This is a genomic window from Paenibacillus sp. J22R232, from assembly GCF_056269165.1.
In genome coordinates this window covers 102,882-124,629 of record NZ_JBWDNK010000001.1, presented here as the reverse complement: position 1 = coordinate 124,629, position 21,748 = coordinate 102,882, and the positions used below count along the sequence as shown (strand labels likewise).

Below are 21,748 nucleotides of genomic sequence, written 5' to 3'. Positions count from 1 at the left end.
CCTTTCTCCTTTCCCTATAGCGTCATCGCTTGATTCGTCAATCGCAAAGTCTTAATCTCGAACGGAGCGAAGGATAATGCTATTTTCCCGTTTGCAACCGGCACCGTTTGGATGTTCTCTTCCATCAAATCGACCAGCCACGCCTCATCGGTATGAAAGCCAAGACTTAATGCAGCTTCAACGCTCGTACCGGCCGCTTCGTATAGACGTACGATAAGATCGCTTCCGTCCTCTGCCTTCTTCACCGTTTCCACCATCACGTTCGGATGATCCGCGCTTAGAATGGTCAGCAAAGGTGCGAGCTTGCTCGGGCTCTCCGTGCGTGAAACAGCCACTGCCTGAAGTGGGATATTGAGCTCATAGCCTCGTTTATAAACTTCCGCCTGTACATGATTTCCGTTATGCGGGTAAAGAGAATAAGTGAAAGAGTGCTCCGCGCGATCTGCTTCTGGATCTGGGCTCGTGGTGCTGCGCAGCAGGTTCAGATCCAGCACGCTGCCCTCCGCTCTGTGTCCGTACTTACAATCATTAAGCAGCGCTACACCGTAACCCGGATCCGACAAATCCACCCAATGATGCGCGCAAATTTCGTCTTTCGCATAATCCCACATCGTATTCCGATGAGTTGGCCGTTTCAAATAACCGAACTGAATCTCGCAGCTCACAGTGTCAGACCGGACATTTACCGGAAACGAAGTGCGCAGCATTTTGCCCGTTTCCCGCCAATCGACATCCGTGACGAAGTCGATCCTTCTGCTTCCTTCCATCAACACGATCTTTTGCGTTAGCGTAGATGCCCCGAATGCATACCTTTGGATAACGCCTGCCGAGGGACCATCCGAGAATTCAACCGCATCGCTTAAAAGCATGAACTGATTTTCTGTTAAGCGATAATCCTGACGGAAATCCCACGCATCGCCTGAGTCATAATAAACGCGAAGCTCATTGGCCCTCTCATCCGAAGCTACAACCTCGCGCTGATGCTCCTTATCATAAATCGAGGCAATGGCACCGCATTCCGCGAAAGTAATCGCAAGCAAATCATTCTCTATGCGCATAAGGGCTTCTGAAGCCCGCGCTTCCCGAACGGGTGATGCCGTCATCGAATCCGCCGCGACTGCTACCTCTGCTTCGGCTCCAGGCATGCGCGATCCTGCCACCGCATAGCCCATTGGCGGTACGATGGCATGCTGCCACTGCCCGTCTATTTTCAGCCATTCGTTCCGCTCCCAAGGCAAGGAATTAAAGACGACAAGCTGTTCTCCTTCTGATTCTGCTTGCAATTGGCCAGCTACGGAACGATAGGTATCTGATACCATTTGATTAACTCGTCTTTGTAAGATCGCGTATCTCTCCAGCGACTCATCATACACCCGTTTAATGGAGGAGCCTGGTAAAATATCATGGAACTGGTACAGCAGCACTTCCTTCCAAATCTCCTCCAGCTCTTCGGCTGGATAACGGTATCCGTTTGTCAAACCAGCCAGCACCGAAGCAAATTCCAGCTCTCGCAGCGCCTTCTCTAGCTTCCGGTTATACTTTTTGTTTCTTGCTTGGCTCGTCAGCGTCCCTTGATGCTTCTCTAAGTACAGCTCTCCTCGCCAAGAGGAATACCGTTCCGATCCTTGATTCAGTTTTTCGAAAAATTCGGAAGAATGCTGCTGCACCACCGGACTGAGGCCAAGCAGGTTCTTCTCGCGGGCGAGCCTCTCCAAATGCTCCTCACCCGGACCGCCTCCGCCATCGCCGATACCAAACAGCATGAGGCATTGCTCTGACACGTTTTTGTCCAAATACTCCGTTTCCGCCTTTATGACCGAGCGCGGCGCAGCCGGACTATTGTAAGTATCCTCCGGCGGCATATGCATCAGCACCTGCGAGCCGTCAATACCCTCCCACATAAAGGTGTGGTGGGGGTGCTTATTGTACACGCTCCAAGACAGCTTCTGCGTCATCATGTAGTCAACGCCGGATTTCTTCAGCATTTGCGGCAAGCTTGCCGTATATCCGAACACATCCGGCATCCATAGCGATTTCATCTCCTGCCCGAACTCCTTCTGGAAATATCGCTTCCCGTACAAAATTTGCCGGACAAGCGACTCGCCGCTCGGCACATTCGTATCGGCTTCCACCCACATTGCGCCCTGCAGCTCCCATCGTCCCTCGCGCACGCGCTGCTTGATCTCTTCGAACAGCTTCGGGTAATAAAGCTTCATCCATTCGTAAAGCTGAGGTTGGCTTGCCCCAAAGACATAATCGGGATAGCGCTCCATCATGCGCAGCGCCGTCGAGAAGGTCCTTGCTCCCTTGCGAATGGTTTCCCGGATCGGCCACAGCCATGCGAGATCGATATGCGCATGGCCGATCGCGCTGACCGTCAGCACCGGATCGCCGCCTCGCTTCGCAAGCTGTTTGCCAAGGATATCCCGCGCGCGAGCAACGCGCTCATCCGTCAGTTCAGTCAGCAGCAGCGACACGTCATATAATGCCTGGAAAATTTGCGTTTTCCGCGCTGACCCCTCAGGAAGCCGCTCTGCTGTCTCGAGAAGCACTTCTCCATCGTAATACAGCTGTCTTAAGTCCTCGCGGCAAACGGCGATCACCGCTTCCTTCAGCGTGCCGCTGCGGTACCGTCCGAACAAATCATTGCAGCCCGCATCCCCCCATAGGTCAATAGCTTCCTGACCCGTTGCGCTTTCGTTCACGTGTACGACCCTCTTGCCTGGCAAACCGAGCGAATAATCGAATTCCGAATTGATATTCGTTAACCCCTGTACGGGAGAACCTTCATCGTCAACGAGGCAAAGCTCACCATTAATATCAATCAACAGTACGAGCTTCGACCCTTTGACGGATTCATCTGCCTGGCCGGTGAAATGAAACCATGCGCAATCCCATAAGCTCCCCCAACGGTCACCTGGAGCGAGCTCTACCATTCGTCCAGACCTCCGCTCCGCAAAGGAAACTGGCTCCGGCGTTACCCACGCTTGAACGCGCAGCTCCGACAATGGCGTATAGATTTGTTGCTTCCAACCCTCCAGCATCGATTTCAGCTGTTCCGGCCTGATCGTCTCATATGGCATATACAGTCTCCTTTTTCAATTATGATCAGCTTTCCCATCTCACTTTCACAACCACGTCCGCATCGCTGCGATGCTCGTATTTCAGCAAAACCGTCTCAGATCCCGCATCCCACTCGAACAGGATGATTTCCTTTTTGCCGCTGCATGCCAGCATGGCTGATACCGGCTTCTTCGGGCAATAGAATCTTGCCACCGCCCGTATGTGTTCGGGACCCTTTACTCGAAACTCGAAACCTGCTTCGCTTTGTGCAAGCGCTTCAATTCGTGAGGATGCTGCGATACATTCGACTCCCCCATGTGCGGGCCTTCCCTTTTCCACATCAAACAAAAAGGCTTGCTCATCTGGAGCCATGCTAACCTCTCGCAGAATCGGGAGCTCCGGATCGAATAAATCAACTACGGGGCCCGCAATCGTGAGCGGCGTCTCTGCTACGGATTCCTCAAGCACAGCGGCAATGATATACGGGCCTCTCCGCAGGTAGAAGTAGTGCTTGGACTGGAGCTCGACTGGCGCCCTCGCAACCGAGCTAACCGTACTCGCTACCATGTTTAATAGTTCATCGGCACCTTCGGCGGAATTCGCGCATGAGGCGGGATTGACGGCTAGATATCCAACCGCTCCTTTACCCGCTGAGCTTACGCTGCTATGTGCGCCGTCTATATCCAATTGCGCGAACAGATGCTCTCTTGGAGAGGCATAGCCTAAGCTTCCTTCATTCCACCAAGCGCGAATCGCGTGGTAGGGATCAGAATCGTCTCCGACATAGATGAGCGCTCCTCCGTTCCTGACCCATCCGGCTAACGCGCGAAATGCAGATCCGGATATTCCGGCTTCATGAACTCGTAGCTTAGCAATAGGACCCGGTAATCACTCAGATAATCCGCGAATCTGCGTACGTTATCCAACTGCACGGGGCGAACGGGAATGCCTTGTTTGAGCAGCGGCAGCGCCAGTCCGTAGAAAGAAGAGAAATCAAGCAGTTCCGTGTCTCCATTCGGCTCCAGAGCAGCCGTACTCGTCCCGTCATACTTGTTTAACGGAGCAGAGCTATTCTCATCGAACTTCAAGCGTTGGAACATCGCCGAATCCGCGATTAACACGCCAATTCGCGACCTTGTTTCCTCGGATGGCTCCAATTCATGCTCCATATTCCCAAGCGTATGCATGATATTCAGCAGCATGGTAGCGTAGCCTGGCGGTATACCTTCTTTCCCGCTGCCGTCTTCCGATGGATATTGTCCTTCAAAAACCCGTCTCGGCCATGGCGATACCTCATAGCGGGAAACTTCGGGGTGAAGCAATGAAGCTACTACGATTCGGCAATAGTTCTGCTTGTAATCCGCCCAAGTATAGGTTGGGTTATCTTCGATTGGATCGTGAAGAAACCACATCCGTTTCCCTGTTTCCCTGACCAGCTCCTGCATAATGCCATATTCGAGATAGGCGGTTTCGAAGGTTCTTTCTTTCCTTATCCCTTTATAAACATTCGGTGTCCGCGACGTCCCTGTCCAAATTTGGGCAATATAGCCATCGACTGAGGGAAGATCGATTAATTGCGATTCCGGACTTACGATTCTCCACTGCGTGTAGTTGATCAAACTATGGGTCGGCACATAAAAGCGCAAATCACGACCGTATCGCGTCAAGGCATATTCCTTTAATTCCGTGCATAAACGATCCAAGCTGCGAGTGTATAGGTGCGCCTTTAGCTTCGAAGCTCTGAACTGTGCATCTGCGGACGAATGAGGCGGTAACCAAGGCTCCCTGTAATACAATCGCCATTCCCGCTTGAACGCTTCCGAATAACCGCCATTCACCCAAAACTCCGGCTCCTCCAAATGAATGGCCTCTACGCCGGCGTCGACCGCTAAACGAATGGAATCCGCCAAAAATTTCGTATAGCTCAGGGTTGGGACCATATAAGGGATATCCGGCGTAACGCCGTGTATGATGCGTTCGCCATTCCTGTCGGTCTGTGCCTCATCCCAGTGGTCTCGCCCATCCACATGCCCATCCAAGTAATCTTGATAATTCCCCCAAGCTACCCCGGTCATCAAATGAATAATGTAGCCTTTTTCGCTCCACTGCTTAATTCGTTCCTGCATCGTCTCATCGATTCCGTAGACCATAACAAAGTCGGTCTGTAAATCATAGGAAACGCCATACGGCGCTGACTCTTGAAAACCCGTTTTTTCTTCGCGTCGATCTCTGGCCAAATGCAAGACCTCCTTGCGGATGGTATAGGTTCTGAATTTCCATTTATTTGGTTTGGCTATTTCTTCCTCAGTATAACTTTTTATATGTATATATTCAATATAAAGTTTTCTCATTTTTCAAAGAAAAATCTTTCTCCATCATCGTCTTTATTTACGATTTATGGGCATTTTACTGATTCATAAGCACTAAAAAGCACGATAACATCGTTTTCACTTGTCTTTCAGCCTATTTTTTAACGCTTTTTCGAATCAGACAAGAAGAATTTTGTCGAATAATTCCTTTGATTTTATTTTGTTATATTTAATATGTTTTTATAATCTTATAAAATCACACTTGATTCATTCAGCCGCTTGTGACATTTATCAATACCAGCATGTTATCTCCCGCAAAAACAAAAAGGCTGCCCAATCGTCATCGTGGATGACAGACTGAACAGCCTTTTCCATAGCACAGCATATTTATTTGCATGCGCTTGTCGTATGCCGAGTAATCAACTCCGGCTTTATAATGATTTTAGTATATTTCCCCTTGTGTTCCTCTCCGGAATGAATGCGGTCAAGCAGCAAACCAGCCGCTTTATATCCGATTTCATGCTCGAACTGCTTTACGTGAGTGAAGTCAGTCACTCCTTCTATAATCGCTGTGGAATCGTCAAACGTAATGATCGACAGATCCTGAGGAACATGCAGCCCTGCTAATTCTGCCATATGAAGAATATGAGCGCCGAGTCTCCCATTAAGCGTAATATAAGCCGTAGCCATACGGTTTTTGACATATCTGAACAACGGATGAGCTTCTGGCTCACCGGCTTGCTTTATGCTGAATTCGGTAATGATATGAGCAGGGTTGATGAGCGCGCCTTTATTTTTAAGGGCGTTCATATAACCATCGATCCGCTCTTGAACGGTAACGGTTTGAAGGGGAGAATCTGAGCAAATGGCGATTTCGCGATGGCCTAAATCCCAAAGGTGATCCACGGCTAGCTGGGTACCGATTCTGCCGTCTGACGCAATGTAATCAGTCTCTACGCCAGGCAGGAAACGGTCGATCAGAACGAATGGGAAGCCGCTGAATTTCATGCTTAATATTTCTTCGTTATACTGTCCTTCGTCAACCGGGAAAATCAGCAGCCCTTCAACGCCGAAATCCATAAACAGCTTTATGGCTTCCTTTTCTTTTTCCAAGATCCCGCCTGTCAATTGAATGACCGAACGGTATCCCTTTTCCTGCAAACCTTTTTCCATCCCATCGATTAATCGTATGGAGAAGTAATCATCGATGCTAGGCATAATGATTCCGATTAACCGATCTCTCAGCCCTTCTTCCTGTTGGCCCTGAACGGATACCGCCGAACGGTTAGCTTCCGGCAGCTCTGGCTTTGTTTTGTTGACGAAGCTTCCTCTTCCCGGCACCCGCGTAATGGCACCTTCATTCGACAAGCCCGCCAATGCATTCACAACTGTAATTTTACTCACGTTAAAGAGCTCCATGAGCTCCTTCTCTGTAGGGATACGGTCACCCTGCTTCAGGCCCGAGGATAGTATAAGCTCTTTAATATAATCCTGAATTTGCTGATACAATGGCATGCGCTCATTTTTCATGTTTTCACCAAAAATTCTGTATATTTGTTATGTTATATATAATATATGTTTTGCTCGATTTTTTCAATAGTTTCCAGCTTTCCTATATGAAAATACTCATCTTTATCTAATTAGAGAGGACAACCGCAACGTCCGGTGTCCTCTCCGTTTCCCTTCTATCGTTATACTACGGTTTAGCAGGCAAGCCATTCGCGCTTCGGATCAACGAGAAATATTGATCTGCTCGGACAGCCTCATACTCCGGCCCTAGCTTCGCTTGAAGCGCCGCGATGTCCGATGGCGTCAAGCTCCAAGCGAGCAATCCCAAGGAGACGAACATCGGGGACTTTCCATCCCATTTCGCTTTCGCTTCCGCAAGAATCCGCTCGCCATCCTCCACAGTGCTGATGCCTTGTATAGTGGAAACAGGAAGCTTGCCCCCTATAATTTCGACGCCATGACGGTCCTCCCAGCTTAGGAACAGCCCCGAGGGCTTGTATTCCTTGATATAAGCTGCCGCATGAGCCTCGCTCAGCGGTACATTCTCGCTGTTCACGCGGTTCAACACGTAAGGAATCGTCATGCCTGTCTTCTCCATGTACGAATAAGATTGCTTTAAGAAATCGGCAAATGATTTCGCTGGCCATGCATTCGGATAAAAGTATCCTGCTCCTGAAGGCCCGGCAATGAGCAGATCATTTTTCGTAGCAGTCTGCCTGTAGTAATTCAGCATCGCAGGCGCACCATCATAAAGCAATGGGCTAGAAGTCCAGTTCAGCGGAACGGCTCCCCGGCTCGGATCATCCCAAAGGATCCGCATTCTATGCTGATTATACTGGAAGTTGTCACCTTCGCTAAACGTGTACGTCACATATATCTTGTTTTCGAGCTTTGGCGCCTTTACCGAATTGTCTTTAAAAGCTTGAGCTTTCGTTCCCGAGAATACGGTAAGGTTGCTGAACCAATCGGCCGCAAGCACATAAACGCCGTAATTCGAAGTAATCTCAACTCCACTGAACTCTCCGTCCGTATCATTGCTGAACCAGCCCAGATAAGGCGTTCCCGGCTTTACGCCGGAGAGAATTTTTTGGAACAGCTCCTTTTCTGCCGGTATATTGGAATCCAGCCAGAAAACCATCGCTTTGTTCGCGACCGCATAATCTCGCAGGTAACCATACGGTTCCTTCTGCTCGGAGGATACAGGCTGCACATTGCCGGCCGACACTTTATATTGGTTCCACATATCAACGGAAGCCGTCAATTGTTTCGTACCTGCAGGCGGGGTGAATTTGTAAATAAAATAACGGCCATTATCTGCGAAACGATGTCCGCCGTCTCCAGCCGATACCTGCGAGCTCTGACGATCGTACAGGAATGCCTCTTCTTCCGGCGTTCCCGGTATGAATGTCGCGATGGTTTGCCCATCCGCTTTAACCGTTACCTGATGTACCGCGCTCCCCCAACCATCTTGCGTATACGCATCATCGAAGCGGAGATAGACGTCAGATTTGCCAAGGCTAGCGCTTAGATCAAGTTCATATATCTGTCTGTTTGCACCATCACGCTCCTGCGTCTTATCTTCTGCAAGGACGGTGAACAAATCGCCTTGATTCTCAGGAAGCCTGATTGAAGTTTCGGGACTAAGCCCCACAAGCATTTTATGCGTCGTTTGGCTCCATAGATTGTCATATTGCCACGTATAGGCGTCCAACCTATTCTTGAATTTCCCTTGCAGATCCTCCACAACCTTCAAGTCGTAAGGCGCGGCCTTCAGCTTCTCCGCGAGTTCAGGGCTTACGACTACAGAATCCTTCAACCCCGCGAGCGTGGTCGCAACATTAACGGAGTCCGGAACTTTGGGATCATAGATGACCATTCCGTTGATTTCCTTTTTATACGTACGGACAATTTGCCAATAATCGTCCCTAACCTTGTAAGTGACATCCAGGTCATTCAGCCAGGTGAATTTCCCTTCTTCTTTGTTTTCCAACAAATATATGCGCGGCTCCGCTCGGTTTACAAGCCCCTGCAAGGTCGCCATCATAATCTTTATATCACCGGGCGCATCATAAATATCCGCCACATCCAGATGCTTAATTTTCGAGAATTGGGGCAATGCTTGCTTCTCCGGCCAAGCAATTGTGCTTGCTTGCGGCTGCGGCTTGGATTCGGCGGCAAATGCCCCTAAAGACATGGAAAGCGTACAGACAATAGCGACTCCTATTACGGTTAGCTTACGCAACATGTTCTACACCTCGGTTAGTTGTTTTTTGGGAGGATAGCTTTCCGACATACGCCTAACCTCTCGCCCCTTCTCGCGCAAAGTTGTCTAACTTCCTCACTTATATATATTTATTATATTCATAATGGTATTACAACTACTTCGACAAAAGCTCCTAAGCTATGACATCAATATGATTCTCTTGTTGCACATGTTAGCATCTGTCTTAGTCATTCTCGCCTATAAGGACTGAATCCGCTCAGAAATAACGTTTTTTCGTCGATGTAAGCGCTCAGAAAATAAGCTTTCATCATCTATTGCTTTAGTTCTATTATCTAAACATAAAAAAAACCTCTGCGGCTACAAGTGATCTTGTAGCCGCAGAGGTATTATTTGTTATATACAAGTGAAATGTTAATTAAAAGTTGAATACGAAGTCATCATCGTTAAGTGGCTCAACATGAATCGTGCGTACGTAGCCGTTTCCTTTTTTGGAGAAGAAATCATGCTGCTTGGTATGTGTGCTAATTCCGTTGAACACGATCGGGTTAACCGGCTCTTCCGGGAAATGCGGCTCCATGCCGAGGTTCATCAGCGCTTTGTTCGCATTGTAGCGGACGTATACATTCACTTCCTCAGCGAGGCCGAGTGGCGCGTACAAATGCTCCGTATACACGATCTCGTTCTCGTACAGCTCATTCAGGAGCGCGTACACCTCGATTTGAAGCTGCTCTTGCTCTTCCTGGCTAAACGTAGCGAATAGCTCCTGGGCAAGAACACCGACGTACAAGCCATGGATACTCTCATCGCGCAGAATCAAATCGATGATTTCGCCGCTGCTCGTCATTTTGCCTTGTCCAGCTAAGTATAGCGGATAGAAGAAGCCGCTGTAGAACAGGTAGCTCTCTAGGAACACAGACGCAGCCATTGCTTTGTATAGCTCTTTAGGTCCCGTAATGTTCGAATACCAAGAAGAAATAAGGTTCGCTTTCTTCTGCAGCTGCTCATTGCTTTCTACCCACAGGAAGATCTCGTCGATCTCCTCGCCTGATGCTAAGGTCGTGAAAATGCTGCTGTAAGACTTGGCGTGGATTTGCTCCATCATGGACATGAAAGAAAGCACAGCTTTGCGCTGCAGGCCGTCTACATGCTCCAGAATCTTCGGCATGCCGATGCCGCCTTGAATCGTATCCAGCAGTGTCAGGCCGCCAAGCACGTTTTTGTAAAGCGTGCGCTCAGCGTCTGTCATTTCCATCCAATCCATTTTATCGTCCGACAAAGGAATTTCTTCATCTGTCCAAAATTGCATAACGTTTTGCTGCCAGAATGTTAACGTAAAATCATCATCCGGGCGGTTCCAGTTTACTGCTTTCATTTGATAAGCTCCTTCTTTGCTACGTAAGCATCAATTAAAATAGAACTTAAACAGCACAGCTTGTGCATTCCTCAACGGAAAGCCGCTTCGTTCTTGTGTAATAGAGAGATTTGAGCCCTTTTTGCGCAGCATAAACATAGAAACGCGCCAGCTCCCGAGTCGTCACATTGCTGTTTACATGAAGCACGGACGAAATGCCTTGGTCAATATGCTGCCCAATTTCGGCAATGAGATCAATCAGTTTGAACTGATCGATATTATAGGCGGATTTGTAGTAGAAATAGTTTTCTTGCGCCAAATACGGCATCGGATAATAAGTAGTCGAGTTCGCGTAAGTACGCGTTTCGATATGCTCAACGATCGGCATAACGCTGGAAGTTGCGTTCTGGATATACGAGATGCTTTGAGTTGGCGCAATTGCTAGGCGGTAAGCATGGTACAACCCGTGCTCTTGTACTTTAGCCTTCAGCGCAGCCCAATCCTCCGGCGACGGAATTTCCATGCCCTCGAACAATTGTTTGACGCGATCCGTTTTGGGACGGTAATCCGTCTCTACATAACGCGTGAAATACGTGCCCTTCGCGTACTCGGAGCGCTCGAAATCCTTGAACGTAATACCGCGTTCTTTCGCGATCTCCATGCTTTGCTCCAGTGAATAGTAGTTCATCATCATAAAGAATACGCCGGCAAAATCCTTCGCTTCTTCGCTTTCGTAAGCTATTTTGTTTTTGGCAAGGTAGCCGTTCAGGTTCATCGCGCCAAGACCGACGGAATGAAGCTCTTCGTTTGCTTTACGAACGCCCGGGGCATTGTCAATATTGGACAAATCGCTGACTGTCGTCAAAGCTTCGATGCCGACATGCACGGATTCTTTAATCTTTTTATGCTCCATTACGTTCACGATGTTCAGCGATGCCAAGTTGCAGCTAATATCGCGTTGAATGACGTCTTCAAAACCGTAATCCTTTATTTCTGAAGTCTCCTGCAGCTGGAAGATCTCCGTGCACAGGTTGGACATTTTGATCGAACCGATATCCTTAAGCGCATGCACGCTGTTGGCGTTGGATTTGTTCATAATGTATGGGTAGCCTGATTCTAGCTGAATCGAAGCGATTTTGGTCAGCATATCGCGTGCATTCATAACCTTTTTGCGTGTGACAAGCTCATTGGCGAGCAATTCCTCGTACATCTCGTCCATATCCATATCGTCAAGATGCTTGCCGTATGCTTTCTGTACAGAATGCGGGCCGAATACGAATAGCGGTTTGTTCTGAGCAGCAAGCTCATAAAATTTGTTCGGGATGATTAGGCCGATAGACAACGTTTTGATACGTGCCTTTTCGTCAGCATTGATCTTCTTACAATCCAAAAATTCAATGATGTCCCAGCCGAAAATATTGTAGTATCCGGCGCCTGAGCCTTTGCGCTGACCCATCTGGTCCGCGTAGGAGAATGCATCCTCCATTAGCTTTAGGACAGGCATAATGCCTTTCGCAGCACCTTCTACGCCTTTGATCGGCTCACCGCGCCCGCGAAGCTTCGAGAGGTTAACGGCAACGCCTCCTCCGATTTTGGAGAGCTGCATACAAGTGCCTAGCACATAGTTGATGGAATTAAGGGAATCATCCATTTCAAGCAGGAAGCAGGAAACCATCTCGCCGCGGCGGCTTTTGCCTGCATTCAGGAAGGTTGGCGTTGCTGGCTGCAAGCGCTGGTCAATCATCGCTTCAGCAATTCGAAGAGCTCTAGCTGCGTCGCCTTCGCCAAGATGCAAGGCAACAATCGCTACGCGATCGGAGTATTGTTCTAGATATTGCAATTTATTGTTAGTCTTCATCGCGTAATCCTTATAGAACTTCGATGCCGCCATGTAGGACTGGAATTCAAAGCCGCTGCTCGCTGTCAACGTAAATACAGCTTCAACCTGCTCATGTGTATATTTTTCATATACATTATCGTAATAATCGTTCTCGATTAAGTAGTTTAGCTTATGTTTGAGGGAGTCGAACTTCACGCTCTTCTCGGCCACTTCTTCCATAAATGCCGCGACAGCCTCTTTATCCTTCTCAAGCTGATAGAATCCGTCCGCTCCGCGCTGCATCAATTCGTTATTCAATTCAATATGCTTCAATGGTTCGCACCCTTTCGACAAAATGTTGCGTATCTTGATTCGTGCCTGACAACTCAAACTTCAAAATCACGGGGACAGCATACTTTTGGGAGATCGTGTCCGCGCTTTTAGCGAATCCGCTTCCCCAGTTCCGGTTGCCGCTGGCAGAAACGCCGCGAAGCATGTCCGCGTTGTTCTCCAGAAACGAAGTGACCTTCTCCGGCACCTGGCCAAACCCTGTTGTATACGTGACCAGCACGAACGGCTCGTCCACTGCTGTCTTTTCGTCAATAGGCACCGCCCGCATATTCAATTTTTTGATGAAACGCTTGACGTTACCTGTTTTGGAATCATAGACAACTAGCATTGCACGTTCGCTCCCCTACTGAATTCAAGCAATCAAAAAGCGCTTCCGACTAGCAAATCCGTCAGCCGCGCCAGTTCAAGGTTTACCATTGGTAATCATTGAAAGCACCAATCCACATCAATATGTAGTTGATGTTTTTGATTCTACATCAATATATAGGAGTAGTCAATGAAAATTATGGAGAAAATATTAATCTACTTTTTTGTCGCACTCGACTATTTTAACAGATGGGGATATGATGGGATAGTGACATTTTATTGCTATTTAGGAGGCGCGCACGAACATGAAATCCGAGGCAGAGCAAATACGGGAAACGATAGACAAGCTGTTCAAAGATGCCGGCTATACCGTGCCTGAGCTGCTTATTTACATCGAAACACTCGAAAAAAACCACGAACAGCTAACCCTTCAAATGAACAAAATGAAGCTTGATTCCGTCCGTAAAGCATCAGCTGCCGCAGGCATGAACAGCCGGTTGAAAGAAGCGCTTCGCGAATGATTGGCAAAGCGAGACACAAGATCTAGACATATACAAGCCTGCGATTCGAATAAACCGATAGCACTTCTCGTTCACTAGGCTCCCCCTGATAAAATATTACAATCAGCTTCATAATCTGATAGAATCCGACTTCTAATACTATATGTAGACCAGATTGAAAGGCAACCCGTTCGCATGCCCAACTTCGTCCAGCAAGCAAGGAGGCCGGCGGCCTCCTCCAATTGGCTAACGCTTCTGTCTGCTCCCCGGACCATTCGGCATGCGTTTATCCTCTTCTGGGAGCGAACAGCCCTCAGCGGCAAAATTGCCCCGTACCAGCCTGCTGTCAATAAGATCGACAATCTGCTGCAAGGAAGCAACCTGCTGCTCGATTTTACGCTTATGGCTTTGAATCAAGTCGAACACCTCCGGTGAAGCCTGAAGCGCATCGTTCCTAGCAAGATCTAGGTAAGGCTTCATCTCGTCTAATGACATGCCTGTTTTTTTCAAGCAAGCAATGAGCTTCATCGTCTCCACGTCTTCAGCCTGATAAACGCGGTGCCGGTTTTCCTTGCGTTCCGCCCGCGGCAGCAGACCAATTTTCTCGTAATAACGAATGGTATCCTCGGATAAACCAGCCTGCTCCGAAGTTTCCTTGATTGTCATCCCTATCGATTCAGACATGCAGTAAGCCCCCTTCATCTAACAATCTATCCATTATACAACTTGGAGTGAACTCCAGGTCAACATATGTCGACAAAAGCTCCTGTACACCAACTTGCTGCCAAATAAGCATATATTCCGCCAAAATAATCGCTTGACTTGGAGTCGACTCCAAATTATATAGTGGTCACATCCGACAGGCACATCCGGAGTGAACATTATAATTGGAGGTCAGAGCCATGAAAAACGAAGAAAATGATCAAACGGCAATCATAACTGGCGCAAGCAACGGAATAGGCCTTGCATTGACCCGCAGGTTGGTGAAGGAAGGCTGGCATGTCATCGCTCTCATACGTTCCGACTTCCCAAAGGAAGACGGGCTGCTGCAAGAAGCCGTCACTACGCGGCGGCTTCGCGTCTACAAAGCCGATCTTTCAGACTTTACAAGCCTGCGCGCTGCTTTGAATCGAATGAAAGCAGCCGAACAGAAAGCAGATCTTCTCTTCAATAATGCCGGTGGGAGCATCGATGAGCTGCGTTTCTCCAATCAAGGCCGTGAGCTACATTACGAGCTGCAAACCGTAGCCCCTTACGTGGTATTGATGGAGCTGAAGCAGCTCTTGTTGAACGGTTCATTAAAAACCGTCATCAACACATCAACCAACGCATTTAAGTTCATCAAACATTTTGATTCAGAAAGGCTTGAGCACCCGACCGAGTTTACGAAGCTGTTTGGCCCCTACGCGGCTTCCAAGCTAGCACTCTCATTGTGGACACGCGAACTCGCTCCCAAGCTCGCTAACGAGGGCATAAAGCTTTTAAGCGTGGATCCAGGAGGGAACAATACGATTCGCAAAGGCAAAGGCTCCGGCATCCCCTTTTACCTGAAGCCGGTTATCAAATTATTTTTCCCTCATCCAAGTAAAGGTGCGGAGCTGCTGTACAATGGCGCGTTAGCAGCTGAGTATGCCTCATCCGGAGACTTTTTAATAAAAGGCAGGGTATCCCCGCTAAGATTCACCGAGCAAGGCCATCGGGTTCTAGCAAGAGTAAAGGCCATTTATATGAAGGAATTCATTCCAAACAACGCGCAGCACAGCTGAGGAGGTAATATTAGGCTCCGCAGTGAAGGACGAATCACGCAAACAAGGGCAATTCCACAAGATACGTTATCTTGTAGAATTGCCCTTGTTTTCAATGCTGATGCTGTCGTTATTTGACAGCCGCGAAAAACAGCCGCTCGGATTCGCTGTCTGCCGGCTTAAGCTCGAAATCGGCATATCGGTCGACCGTCTGAAAGCCAGCTCGGCGCAAGGCAGCCTCGATCCAATCAGGATCGTAAGCTCGCTGGACGTGAGACTCCTCGAAACGCTGGAACGCTGAATCCCGGTCGCGCGAGAAAATGGTCAAATGATGCTCGATCTCGCAGCGCTCCGCCTCGAAATCACAAGTCCATATGTAAGCCACATCCCGCTCGTCTAAGACAAAAGGCTGCTCCTCCGCATAACGAATGAGCTGCTTAGGGGGATGCATATCAAAGAGAAAGGTCCCTCCGTCCCGCAAGCCAAGATAGGTCGCACGGAAAGCGGCTTCAATATCGGCTTCTTCGGTTAAATAATTCAAACAATCACAAAACGATATTACCGCATCAACCGGCTCCTGAAGCTCCCATTCCCTCATATCCTGCTGCAGCCATCGGAGTGATCCTGACCGCGGCCTAGCAACGAGCTGAGGGGGCTCATCCCATTTGCTGCGGGCAACCGCGAGCATGTCGGATGACAAATCAATGCCGTACACATGAAAGCCCGAACGTGCCAACGGGATAGAGATGCTTCCTGTTCCGCAGCCTAGATCAACAACGGTTGCGGGCATTCCGTAACGCGTCCAGCCGGCTCTTGCGAAGCCGAGCCAATCCGCGTAGGGCATATCCTCCATAAGCTGGTCATATACGGTAGCAAACTGACCGTAAGAGCTTGTCATTGCCCGTCAGCCCCTTCAGCCTCGCTGCTTGGTGCATCGGCATTCTCTGCCGGGACCGCAGGCGACTGGTCAGCCAAGTAAGTCCAGCTGCCCTTTTGCGTAACGAGCCTTTCGCGCATAAGCTTGCCGACGGCACGTTTGAATGCGCCTTTGCTGATCCCGAATTTTTGTTTAATGATGTCTGCATCGGTTTGGTCGGAATACGGCATACCGCCGCCCGGCCGCTCCTTCATGAATGCCAAGATGCGATCGGCATCTTCTATCCGGCCAATCTCTTTTCGCTGCGCCATGGATAGATTCGCCCGGCCATCCTCGCGAATAAAGGTTATTCGGGCGCTTACGCGTTCGCCCAGCCGCAGCGGACGAATGCGTTCAGCGCTTGGAATCAAGCCGTAGACGCCAAATCCAACCACGCCTCCATCGATCATAACGAAGGAACCAAGCTGCAGCGTTTTCGTTACCCAGCCCTCAACCCATTGATTGTTCCAGCTGTCAGGCGCAGGAAATACAAGCTCGGACAGCTCTTCCTCAAAGGCGATTTTGGCCACCAGCCTGCCGATCTTGTCATGCTTCATCACAACAAATACCTCGTCCCCTGGAAGCGGGCGGTATTCAATGCTCTCCGGCAGCTCCGAGAGGGGAAGCAGCAATTGCCTGCCAAGGCCCATCTCAAGAAAACACCCAAGCCTCGGATGGACATCCGCAACCTGTAGGCGCGCCAGCTCGCCAAGCTGCAGCAGCGGCTTCTTCATTGTTGCGGCTAAGCGATCCTCTGAATCAAAAAACAAAAAAACTTCAACTTGATCGCCGATTTTGGGCTTCGAGCCAACAAGCTCGGTATAATGCATCAGCACATCCGACTCTCCATTGCTCAGAAAATAACCATAAGGCGATACTTCTCGGTCAACCCGAAGCGTTTCGGTCGTACCGGCTACAAAACTCATGCGAACTCCACAACCTTCGCATCGGACCAAAGCCGCTCGATATTGTAATATTCACGCTCATCACGGTGGAATACGTGTACAATCACGTCACCGAGATCAATCAGCACCCATCTCGCCGAGTCCATGCCTTCAACGCCGCGAACGCGCGTGCCGTTTTTCTCTGCCTGCTTGCGGATCTCAGTTGCAATCGCTTGTACCTGCGTATCAGAGTTACCGCTGCAGATAACGAAATAATCCGCTACCAAAGAAACCTCTTTTAAATTTAAAGCAACGACCTTAACCGCTTTTTTATCTTCTGCCGCCGCGACCGTAATTTGAAGCAATTCATCTGAATGTACCGCCATCGTTTATCCTCCTCTAACCTATTATTCTAATAAACCATTTCTCGCTTCAACCGTTAGCGGGAAGATCCGTTTCCCCTTCTGAATCAAGAAGGAAATCGTCGAGTTAAAGCCTGCCAGCAAGGCTTCATCCAGAAACTGCTCGCTTAGCCTGCGAATATCGTCCACACCAGGGAAATCCCGGCCCGGCTCCATATAGTCAGCCAGACAAACGATTTTCTCAAGCTTAGTCATGCCCCGTCGCCCTGAGGTATGGTACCGGATGGCATCCAGCACTTCCGCGTCCGTAACGCCGTATTCGTGCTCAGCTACCCAAGCGCCTACAGGGGCATGCCATAACTCCTTATCGTAGACGAGCAGCTCAGCAGGAAGCGACTGCTCCTGTATGACCTGTTTCATCCGCTCGGTTGGCCAGTATTTGGCTACGTCATGCAGAATGGCAGCCAGCTCAGAACGTACGGGGTCTTCGCCAAAACGCTCCGCAAGGACGATTGCCGTATCCATCACGCCTTGCGTATGGAGCCATCTTCGCTCCGGCATCTCTGCCTTTACCTTTTCGATCATTTGCTCACGATTCATACAGCTTGTGCCTCCTCATGTAGCTATCCACCAAATCAGGTACAAGATACCGTGCCGAATGTCCACCCTCCAGCTTACTGCGGATCATTGTCGAAGAGATATCGATCGCGGGCATCGGAATCAGCATGATCCGTTCCTGCAAATAGTTCGGCAAAGCCGTCAGCTGGATAGGTGTACCGGGACGCTCCAGGCCGATAAAGGAGACCTTGGCTGCCAGCTCCTCGATCTTATGCCACTCAGGCAGGTCATTAATGCGATCCGATCCGATAATAAATGCGAAAGAATCATTTGGATTATGCTTCTGAAGTTCTAGAACCGTATCATAGGAATAGCTGATTCCGCCCCGCTTCAGCTCGATATCGAGTACGCGGAAAGCGGGGTTGCTGCGCGTAGCTTCGCACGCCATCTCGAAGCGATGCAATCCGCTTACACCTGGCTCATTTGCTTTGAGAGGAGGACCGTAAGACGGAATAAACCATACCTCATGCAGGCCGCATAGCTCGCGCGCCGTTTCCGCCGCAATCAAGTGCCCGATATGGATGGGATCAAAGGTGCCCCCCATAATGCCAATCTTACTCATTCTGCGAAAGCCTCCCTGAAATAAAGCACATGCAAAGCTGCTGGTTTCGTTAACCCAACCTGGTAAGGAAGCTAGTCCCTGCGCTCAGCCAAGCTCCGATCTATCAAGCGGATTTATTTGCGAGCTGCGCTCGGCAGCTCAATCTGTTTATTGTCTTTTGATTCCTTGTAAAGGACAATCGTTTTGCCGATGACCTGTACGAGCTCGGCTCCGGCTGCAGCCGCGACCTCTGCGCCGATTTCTTTCGGATCGTCTAAGCAATTGTTCAGTACAGAAACCTTAATAAGCTCCCGGGATTCGATGGCTTCTTCAATATGACGAACCAGATGATCGTTGGTGCCGCCTTTACCTACTTGGAATATAGGAGTCAGGTGATGAGCAAGTGATCTTAAATAACGTTTTTGTTTGCCTGTAAGCATGTGAATAGTTCCTTCTTTCATCTCGATGTTTCATCTATTTAATCCGTAATAATTGAACAAATGAATGACGGGTTATTGCTGCAGGGAGGCGAGTACCGTCTCCCTCATTGCCGCTGCCGGAGCAGGCTGTCCAGTCCAATACTCGAATGCATAGGCTCCTTGATAAATAAACATGCCGAGTCCGCCGTGAATGCGGCAGCCCCGCTGCTCGGCCTCCAGCAGGAATTTGGTTTTTAATGGATTATATATCAAGTCGCTTGCGACAGCATCCTGCTTCAGCCAGCTTGCATTGACCGGCGTCTCCCCGATATTCGGAAACATGCCGACGGACGTCGTGTTGATGACAATGTCAGCCTCCTCGCAAGCAGCTTGAAGCTCATCATGCGTAATGGCGATTATGTCTGCCGCGCCTTGCAAGGAATCTGCTAGTTCCTGCGCCCGCTCAAGGGAGCGGTTGGAAATGGTAATGCGAGCGGGACGCTCATTCGCTAGCGCATATACGATTCCGCGCGAAGCACCGCCCGCCCCAATGACGACGATGCGTTTGCCAGCCAGTTCGCGTTCCGCTTCTTCCTTTAATGAACGGACATAACCGATTCCGTCCGTATTATAGCCGATAAGGCGCCCTTCTTCGTTTACGATCGTGTTGACCGCACCAATCGCTTGCGCGCTGGCATCGATTTCATCAAGCACGGACATGATGTCCAGCTTATGCGGAATGGTCACGTTCACGCCGCGAATGCCCATTGCGCGCACGCCTGCGGCAAAATCCGCGATTCGATCAGCCGTAACATGAAATGCGGTATATACGCCGTTAATTCCCGTTTCCCGAAAGGCACGGTTCATCATGATCGGTGATTTCGAATGCCGGATCGGATTGCCGATTACGCCGAACAAGAGGGTATTGCTGTCAATCCGATTTCCTGCGCCCGCGTTCGTCACAGTAAATTCCCTCCCAGAGGCATTGTTAGACTAAATCATTGAATCCCGGAGCATGACCTTAACGCCTTTTGGCGCATAAATATCAATAACGGCCCCGCCGGTGCCATTCACTTGAATCCAGCCAAGGCCGGAAATGAATACATCCTTGTTTACTCCTCGTTTGACACGCAGCGAATGCCTCGTCCAAGCCGGAATCGTCTCAAGCTCTTCAAGTGTAGGTCCGCCAAGCAATTGACCGCGGTGATCCGCATACAGCTCGTCCGCCCGCTCCAGCTTCGTCCGGTGCATGTTGAGCGCATTGGACACGTAGAAAGTAAACGACTGGCGATCGCCCTCGACGAAATCAAAACGGACAAGGCTGCCGATAAACAGCGACTGGCCGGAATTCAATTGATAGACAAGCGGCTTAATCGGCTTGTCCGGCAATAGCGAGCCAAGAAAGCTGCGCGGCACAACCTCGGTCATGCGCGTCGTGTATACGATGCCTGGCGTATCGATGATCGCTTTGCCGTCCTCAAGCGGGATATGAACGGCATCAAGCGTCGTGCCCGGGTAACGGGATGTGGTCAGCTCGCGCTCCATATCGCTGTAGTCCCGGATAAGACGATTAATGAGCGTTGATTTGCCTACGTTTGTCGCACCGACCACATACACATCGCGGCCGTTGCGATATTGCTCGAGCGCTTCAATAACGCGTTCGAAGCCCATATTGCGTTTCGCACTGCATAGGACGACGTCTACGGTCCGCAAGCCCTCTTCCTTCGCTTGCTTTTGAACCCAGTTCCGCAGCCGGTTGACATTCATCGCTTTCGGAAGCAAGTCAATTTTGTTCACGACAAGCAGTACCGGATTGTTGCCCACGAATCGCTGCAGCCCCGAGATCAAGCTGCCTTCGAAATCATATAAATCGACAATATGCACCACAAGACTATCCGTGCTTCCGATGCTGCCTAGCAGCTTTAAGAAGTCATCCTGATCTACCGCTACGGATGAAGCTTCATTATAATTGCGTATGCGGAAGCATCTTTGGCATATGACCGGCTCCCTGCCGATTGCCGCTTCCGGCAAATATCCAGGCAAATCGACGCTTTTCGTTTGCAGCGCTACACCGCAGCCCGCGCATGAACCGGATGCCTGACTAAGCTGTTGTTCCATCACTTCTTTTCCCCCTCATACCATAACCCTTTTTTCCTTAAGCGTACTAAAGCAAATCGTTCAATCTGGCGATTCACTCGCGTCATGATGCCCTCATCGGCAGGTGCGATCGGCAATACCAGAATGGTATACAGCCCCATTCTATTGCCCCCTAGCACATCCGTCAGCATTTGATCGCCAATAACGACAGTATGCTCAACAGCTAAGCCGAGCACACCAAGCGCTTTCTTGAACGCTTTGCCGGCAGGCTTGCGTGCTGCGTGAATATATGGAATATTCAACGGCGCCGCAAACTTTCCAACGCGGGTTTCATTATTATTCGACACGATCACAACCTGGAAGCCACGTGAGCGAACATAATCAAGCCACTGCACAAGCTCAGGCGTAGCTAACGCCTCCTTGGCACCGACGAGCGTATTATCCAAATCCGTAATGATGCCGCGAACGCCTCTTGCATGCAGCTCATCTAAATTAATTTCATAAACTGTATTAACGCGCATATGCGGCAACAGCCGTTCAAACATAATGGATATCCCTCTGCTTTCTGCCTGCTATCTTACGAAACTATACCATACAAACCAAATTTGTTGCAAAAAAATACCGCTGCCAATTTCTCAGGCAAACGGTATTTGTGCAATTAAAATGATCACTCTCGGTTGATTATCCTGAATATTCCCAGCAAGTGGAAGGAAGCTTCCAATCCGCCGCTGCTG

General features: G+C 49.5%; 20 protein-coding genes. 2 read left to right on the top strand and 18 right to left on the bottom strand.

The annotated features are described in order from the left end of the window. Nucleotides 1-14: 14 nt before the first annotated feature. The 8 genes from AC0YN3_RS00520 to nrdI form a co-directional block, all read right to left on the bottom strand. Nucleotides 15-3,083: an alpha-mannosidase gene (locus tag AC0YN3_RS00520; protein ID WP_475773223.1), complete on the bottom strand. Its 3,069-nt coding sequence runs from the start codon at nucleotides 3,081-3,083 to the stop codon at nucleotides 15-17. A gap of 25 nt (nucleotides 3,084-3,108) precedes the next feature. Next, nucleotides 3,109-3,750 carry a hypothetical protein gene (locus tag AC0YN3_RS00515; RefSeq protein ID WP_475773222.1) on the bottom strand — a complete coding sequence of 214 codons (642 nt, stop codon included), beginning with the start codon at nucleotides 3,748-3,750 and terminating at the stop codon, nucleotides 3,109-3,111. 131 nt (nucleotides 3,751-3,881) lie between these two features. Beyond that, nucleotides 3,882-5,300, bottom strand: coding sequence for a hypothetical protein (locus AC0YN3_RS00510; RefSeq protein WP_475773221.1), 1,419 nt, complete (start codon nucleotides 5,298-5,300; stop codon nucleotides 3,882-3,884). Between the two features lie 459 nt (nucleotides 5,301-5,759). Further along, nucleotides 5,760-6,887, bottom strand: coding sequence for a GntR family transcriptional regulator (locus AC0YN3_RS00505; protein ID WP_475774248.1), 1,128 nt, complete (start codon nucleotides 6,885-6,887; stop codon nucleotides 5,760-5,762). A gap of 181 nt (nucleotides 6,888-7,068) precedes the next feature. Continuing rightward, entirely contained in the window at nucleotides 7,069-9,126 is a 2,058-nt protein-coding gene (locus tag AC0YN3_RS00500; protein WP_475773220.1) for a GxGYxYP domain-containing protein, read from the bottom strand. 394 nt (nucleotides 9,127-9,520) lie between these two features. Continuing rightward, nucleotides 9,521-10,477, bottom strand: coding sequence for a class 1b ribonucleoside-diphosphate reductase subunit beta (gene nrdF, locus AC0YN3_RS00495; RefSeq protein ID WP_441943451.1), 957 nt, complete (start codon nucleotides 10,475-10,477; stop codon nucleotides 9,521-9,523). A 46-nt stretch (nucleotides 10,478-10,523) separates the two neighbouring features. Then, nucleotides 10,524-12,608: a class 1b ribonucleoside-diphosphate reductase subunit alpha gene (gene nrdE / locus AC0YN3_RS00490; RefSeq protein ID WP_475773219.1), complete on the bottom strand. Its 2,085-nt coding sequence runs from the start codon at nucleotides 12,606-12,608 to the stop codon at nucleotides 10,524-10,526. Further along, on the bottom strand, nucleotides 12,595-12,954 hold the full coding sequence (gene nrdI, locus AC0YN3_RS00485) for a class Ib ribonucleoside-diphosphate reductase assembly flavoprotein NrdI (RefSeq protein WP_475773218.1): 360 nt from the start codon (nucleotides 12,952-12,954) through the stop codon (nucleotides 12,595-12,597). The genes nrdE and nrdI overlap by 14 nt, the downstream gene beginning before the upstream one ends. 283 nt (nucleotides 12,955-13,237) lie before the next feature. Here nrdI and AC0YN3_RS00480 point away from each other — a divergent pair, with 283 nt between their 5' ends. After that, on the top strand, nucleotides 13,238-13,453 hold the full coding sequence (locus AC0YN3_RS00480; protein ID WP_475773217.1) for a hypothetical protein: 216 nt from the start codon (nucleotides 13,238-13,240) through the stop codon (nucleotides 13,451-13,453). Between the two features lie 225 nt (nucleotides 13,454-13,678). Here the strand turns inward: AC0YN3_RS00480 and AC0YN3_RS00475 are convergent, their stop codons facing one another. Next, nucleotides 13,679-14,116 carry a MerR family transcriptional regulator gene (locus tag AC0YN3_RS00475; RefSeq protein ID WP_475773216.1) on the bottom strand — a complete coding sequence of 146 codons (438 nt, stop codon included), beginning with the start codon at nucleotides 14,114-14,116 and terminating at the stop codon, nucleotides 13,679-13,681. Between the two features lie 218 nt (nucleotides 14,117-14,334). Here AC0YN3_RS00475 and AC0YN3_RS00470 point away from each other — a divergent pair, with 218 nt between their 5' ends. Continuing rightward, nucleotides 14,335-15,198, top strand: a complete 864-nt coding sequence (locus AC0YN3_RS00470) for an SDR family NAD(P)-dependent oxidoreductase (RefSeq protein WP_475773215.1) — start codon at nucleotides 14,335-14,337, stop codon at nucleotides 15,196-15,198. A gap of 109 nt (nucleotides 15,199-15,307) precedes the next feature. Here AC0YN3_RS00470 and AC0YN3_RS00465 read toward each other — a convergent pair whose 3' ends face one another. The 9 genes from AC0YN3_RS00465 to AC0YN3_RS00425 all read right to left on the bottom strand — a co-directional run bounded on the left by AC0YN3_RS00465 (nucleotide 15,308) and on the right by AC0YN3_RS00425 (nucleotide 21,559). Next, a complete protein-coding gene (locus tag AC0YN3_RS00465; protein ID WP_475773214.1) occupies nucleotides 15,308-16,075 on the bottom strand; it encodes a class I SAM-dependent DNA methyltransferase in 768 nt (255 codons plus the stop codon). Continuing rightward, entirely contained in the window at nucleotides 16,072-17,019 is a 948-nt protein-coding gene (locus AC0YN3_RS00460) for a CvfB family protein (protein ID WP_475773213.1), read from the bottom strand. Before AC0YN3_RS00460 ends, AC0YN3_RS00465 begins: the two co-directional genes overlap by 4 nt. Continuing rightward, nucleotides 17,016-17,363, bottom strand: a complete 348-nt coding sequence (gene rsfS / locus AC0YN3_RS00455) for a ribosome silencing factor (protein WP_441943444.1) — start codon at nucleotides 17,361-17,363, stop codon at nucleotides 17,016-17,018. The genes AC0YN3_RS00460 and rsfS overlap by 4 nt, the downstream gene beginning before the upstream one ends. A 21-nt stretch (nucleotides 17,364-17,384) precedes the next feature. Continuing rightward, nucleotides 17,385-17,939 (bottom strand): bis(5'-nucleosyl)-tetraphosphatase (symmetrical) YqeK, encoded by a 555-nt coding sequence (gene yqeK, locus AC0YN3_RS00450; RefSeq protein WP_475773212.1) that lies wholly within the window; start codon nucleotides 17,937-17,939, stop codon nucleotides 17,385-17,387. Beyond that, nucleotides 17,929-18,519, bottom strand: coding sequence for a nicotinate-nucleotide adenylyltransferase (nadD, locus tag AC0YN3_RS00445; protein WP_475773211.1), 591 nt, complete (start codon nucleotides 18,517-18,519; stop codon nucleotides 17,929-17,931). Before nadD ends, yqeK begins: the two co-directional genes overlap by 11 nt. Nucleotides 18,520-18,632: 113 nt before the next feature. Beyond that, nucleotides 18,633-18,938, bottom strand: coding sequence for a ribosome assembly RNA-binding protein YhbY (gene yhbY / locus AC0YN3_RS00440; RefSeq protein WP_183563978.1), 306 nt, complete (start codon nucleotides 18,936-18,938; stop codon nucleotides 18,633-18,635). 72 nt (nucleotides 18,939-19,010) lie between these two features. Next, on the bottom strand, nucleotides 19,011-19,880 hold the full coding sequence (aroE, locus tag AC0YN3_RS00435) for a shikimate dehydrogenase (protein ID WP_475773210.1): 870 nt from the start codon (nucleotides 19,878-19,880) through the stop codon (nucleotides 19,011-19,013). Nucleotides 19,881-19,910: 30 nt separating this feature from the next. Then, nucleotides 19,911-21,035, bottom strand: a complete 1,125-nt coding sequence (gene yqeH / locus AC0YN3_RS00430) for a ribosome biogenesis GTPase YqeH (RefSeq protein ID WP_475774247.1) — start codon at nucleotides 21,033-21,035, stop codon at nucleotides 19,911-19,913. Beyond that, complete coding sequence (locus AC0YN3_RS00425) at nucleotides 21,035-21,559, bottom strand: YqeG family HAD IIIA-type phosphatase (RefSeq protein WP_475773209.1); 525 nt, start codon at nucleotides 21,557-21,559, stop codon at nucleotides 21,035-21,037. The genes yqeH and AC0YN3_RS00425 overlap by 1 nt, the downstream gene beginning before the upstream one ends. Nucleotides 21,560-21,748: the final 189 nt, after the last annotated feature.

Bases quoted from the DNA above. Each gene is read 5' to 3' on its own strand.
- nrdF (WP_441943451.1), bottom strand. From the start codon at position 10,477: ATGAAAGCAGTAAACTGGAACCGCCCGGATGATGATTTTACGTTAACA.
- AC0YN3_RS00460 (WP_475773213.1), bottom strand. From the start codon at position 17,019: ATGAGTTTTGTAGCCGGTACGACCGAAACGCTTCGGGTTGACCGAGAA.
- yhbY (WP_183563978.1), bottom strand. From the start codon at position 18,938: ATGCTTACAGGCAAACAAAAACGTTATTTAAGATCACTTGCTCATCAC.
- AC0YN3_RS00520 (WP_475773223.1), bottom strand. From the start codon at position 3,083: ATGCCATATGAGACGATCAGGCCGGAACAGCTGAAATCGATGCTGGAG.
- nrdI (WP_475773218.1), bottom strand. From the start codon at position 12,954: ATGCTAGTTGTCTATGATTCCAAAACAGGTAACGTCAAGCGTTTCATC.
- AC0YN3_RS00480 (WP_475773217.1), top strand. From the start codon at position 13,238: ATGAAATCCGAGGCAGAGCAAATACGGGAAACGATAGACAAGCTGTTC.
- AC0YN3_RS00425 (WP_475773209.1), bottom strand. From the start codon at position 21,559: ATGTTTGAACGGCTGTTGCCGCATATGCGCGTTAATACAGTTTATGAA.
- nadD (WP_475773211.1), bottom strand. From the start codon at position 18,519: ATGAGTAAGATTGGCATTATGGGGGGCACCTTTGATCCCATCCATATC.
- AC0YN3_RS00500 (WP_475773220.1), bottom strand. From the start codon at position 9,126: ATGTTGCGTAAGCTAACCGTAATAGGAGTCGCTATTGTCTGTACGCTT.
- AC0YN3_RS00470 (WP_475773215.1), top strand. From the start codon at position 14,335: ATGAAAAACGAAGAAAATGATCAAACGGCAATCATAACTGGCGCAAGC.
- rsfS (WP_441943444.1), bottom strand. From the start codon at position 17,363: ATGGCGGTACATTCAGATGAATTGCTTCAAATTACGGTCGCGGCGGCA.
- yqeK (WP_475773212.1), bottom strand. From the start codon at position 17,939: ATGAATCGTGAGCAAATGATCGAAAAGGTAAAGGCAGAGATGCCGGAG.
- AC0YN3_RS00505 (WP_475774248.1), bottom strand. From the start codon at position 6,887: ATGCCATTGTATCAGCAAATTCAGGATTATATTAAAGAGCTTATACTA.
- yqeH (WP_475774247.1), bottom strand. From the start codon at position 21,035: ATGGAACAACAGCTTAGTCAGGCATCCGGTTCATGCGCGGGCTGCGGT.
- AC0YN3_RS00475 (WP_475773216.1), bottom strand. From the start codon at position 14,116: ATGTCTGAATCGATAGGGATGACAATCAAGGAAACTTCGGAGCAGGCT.
- AC0YN3_RS00465 (WP_475773214.1), bottom strand. From the start codon at position 16,075: ATGACAAGCTCTTACGGTCAGTTTGCTACCGTATATGACCAGCTTATG.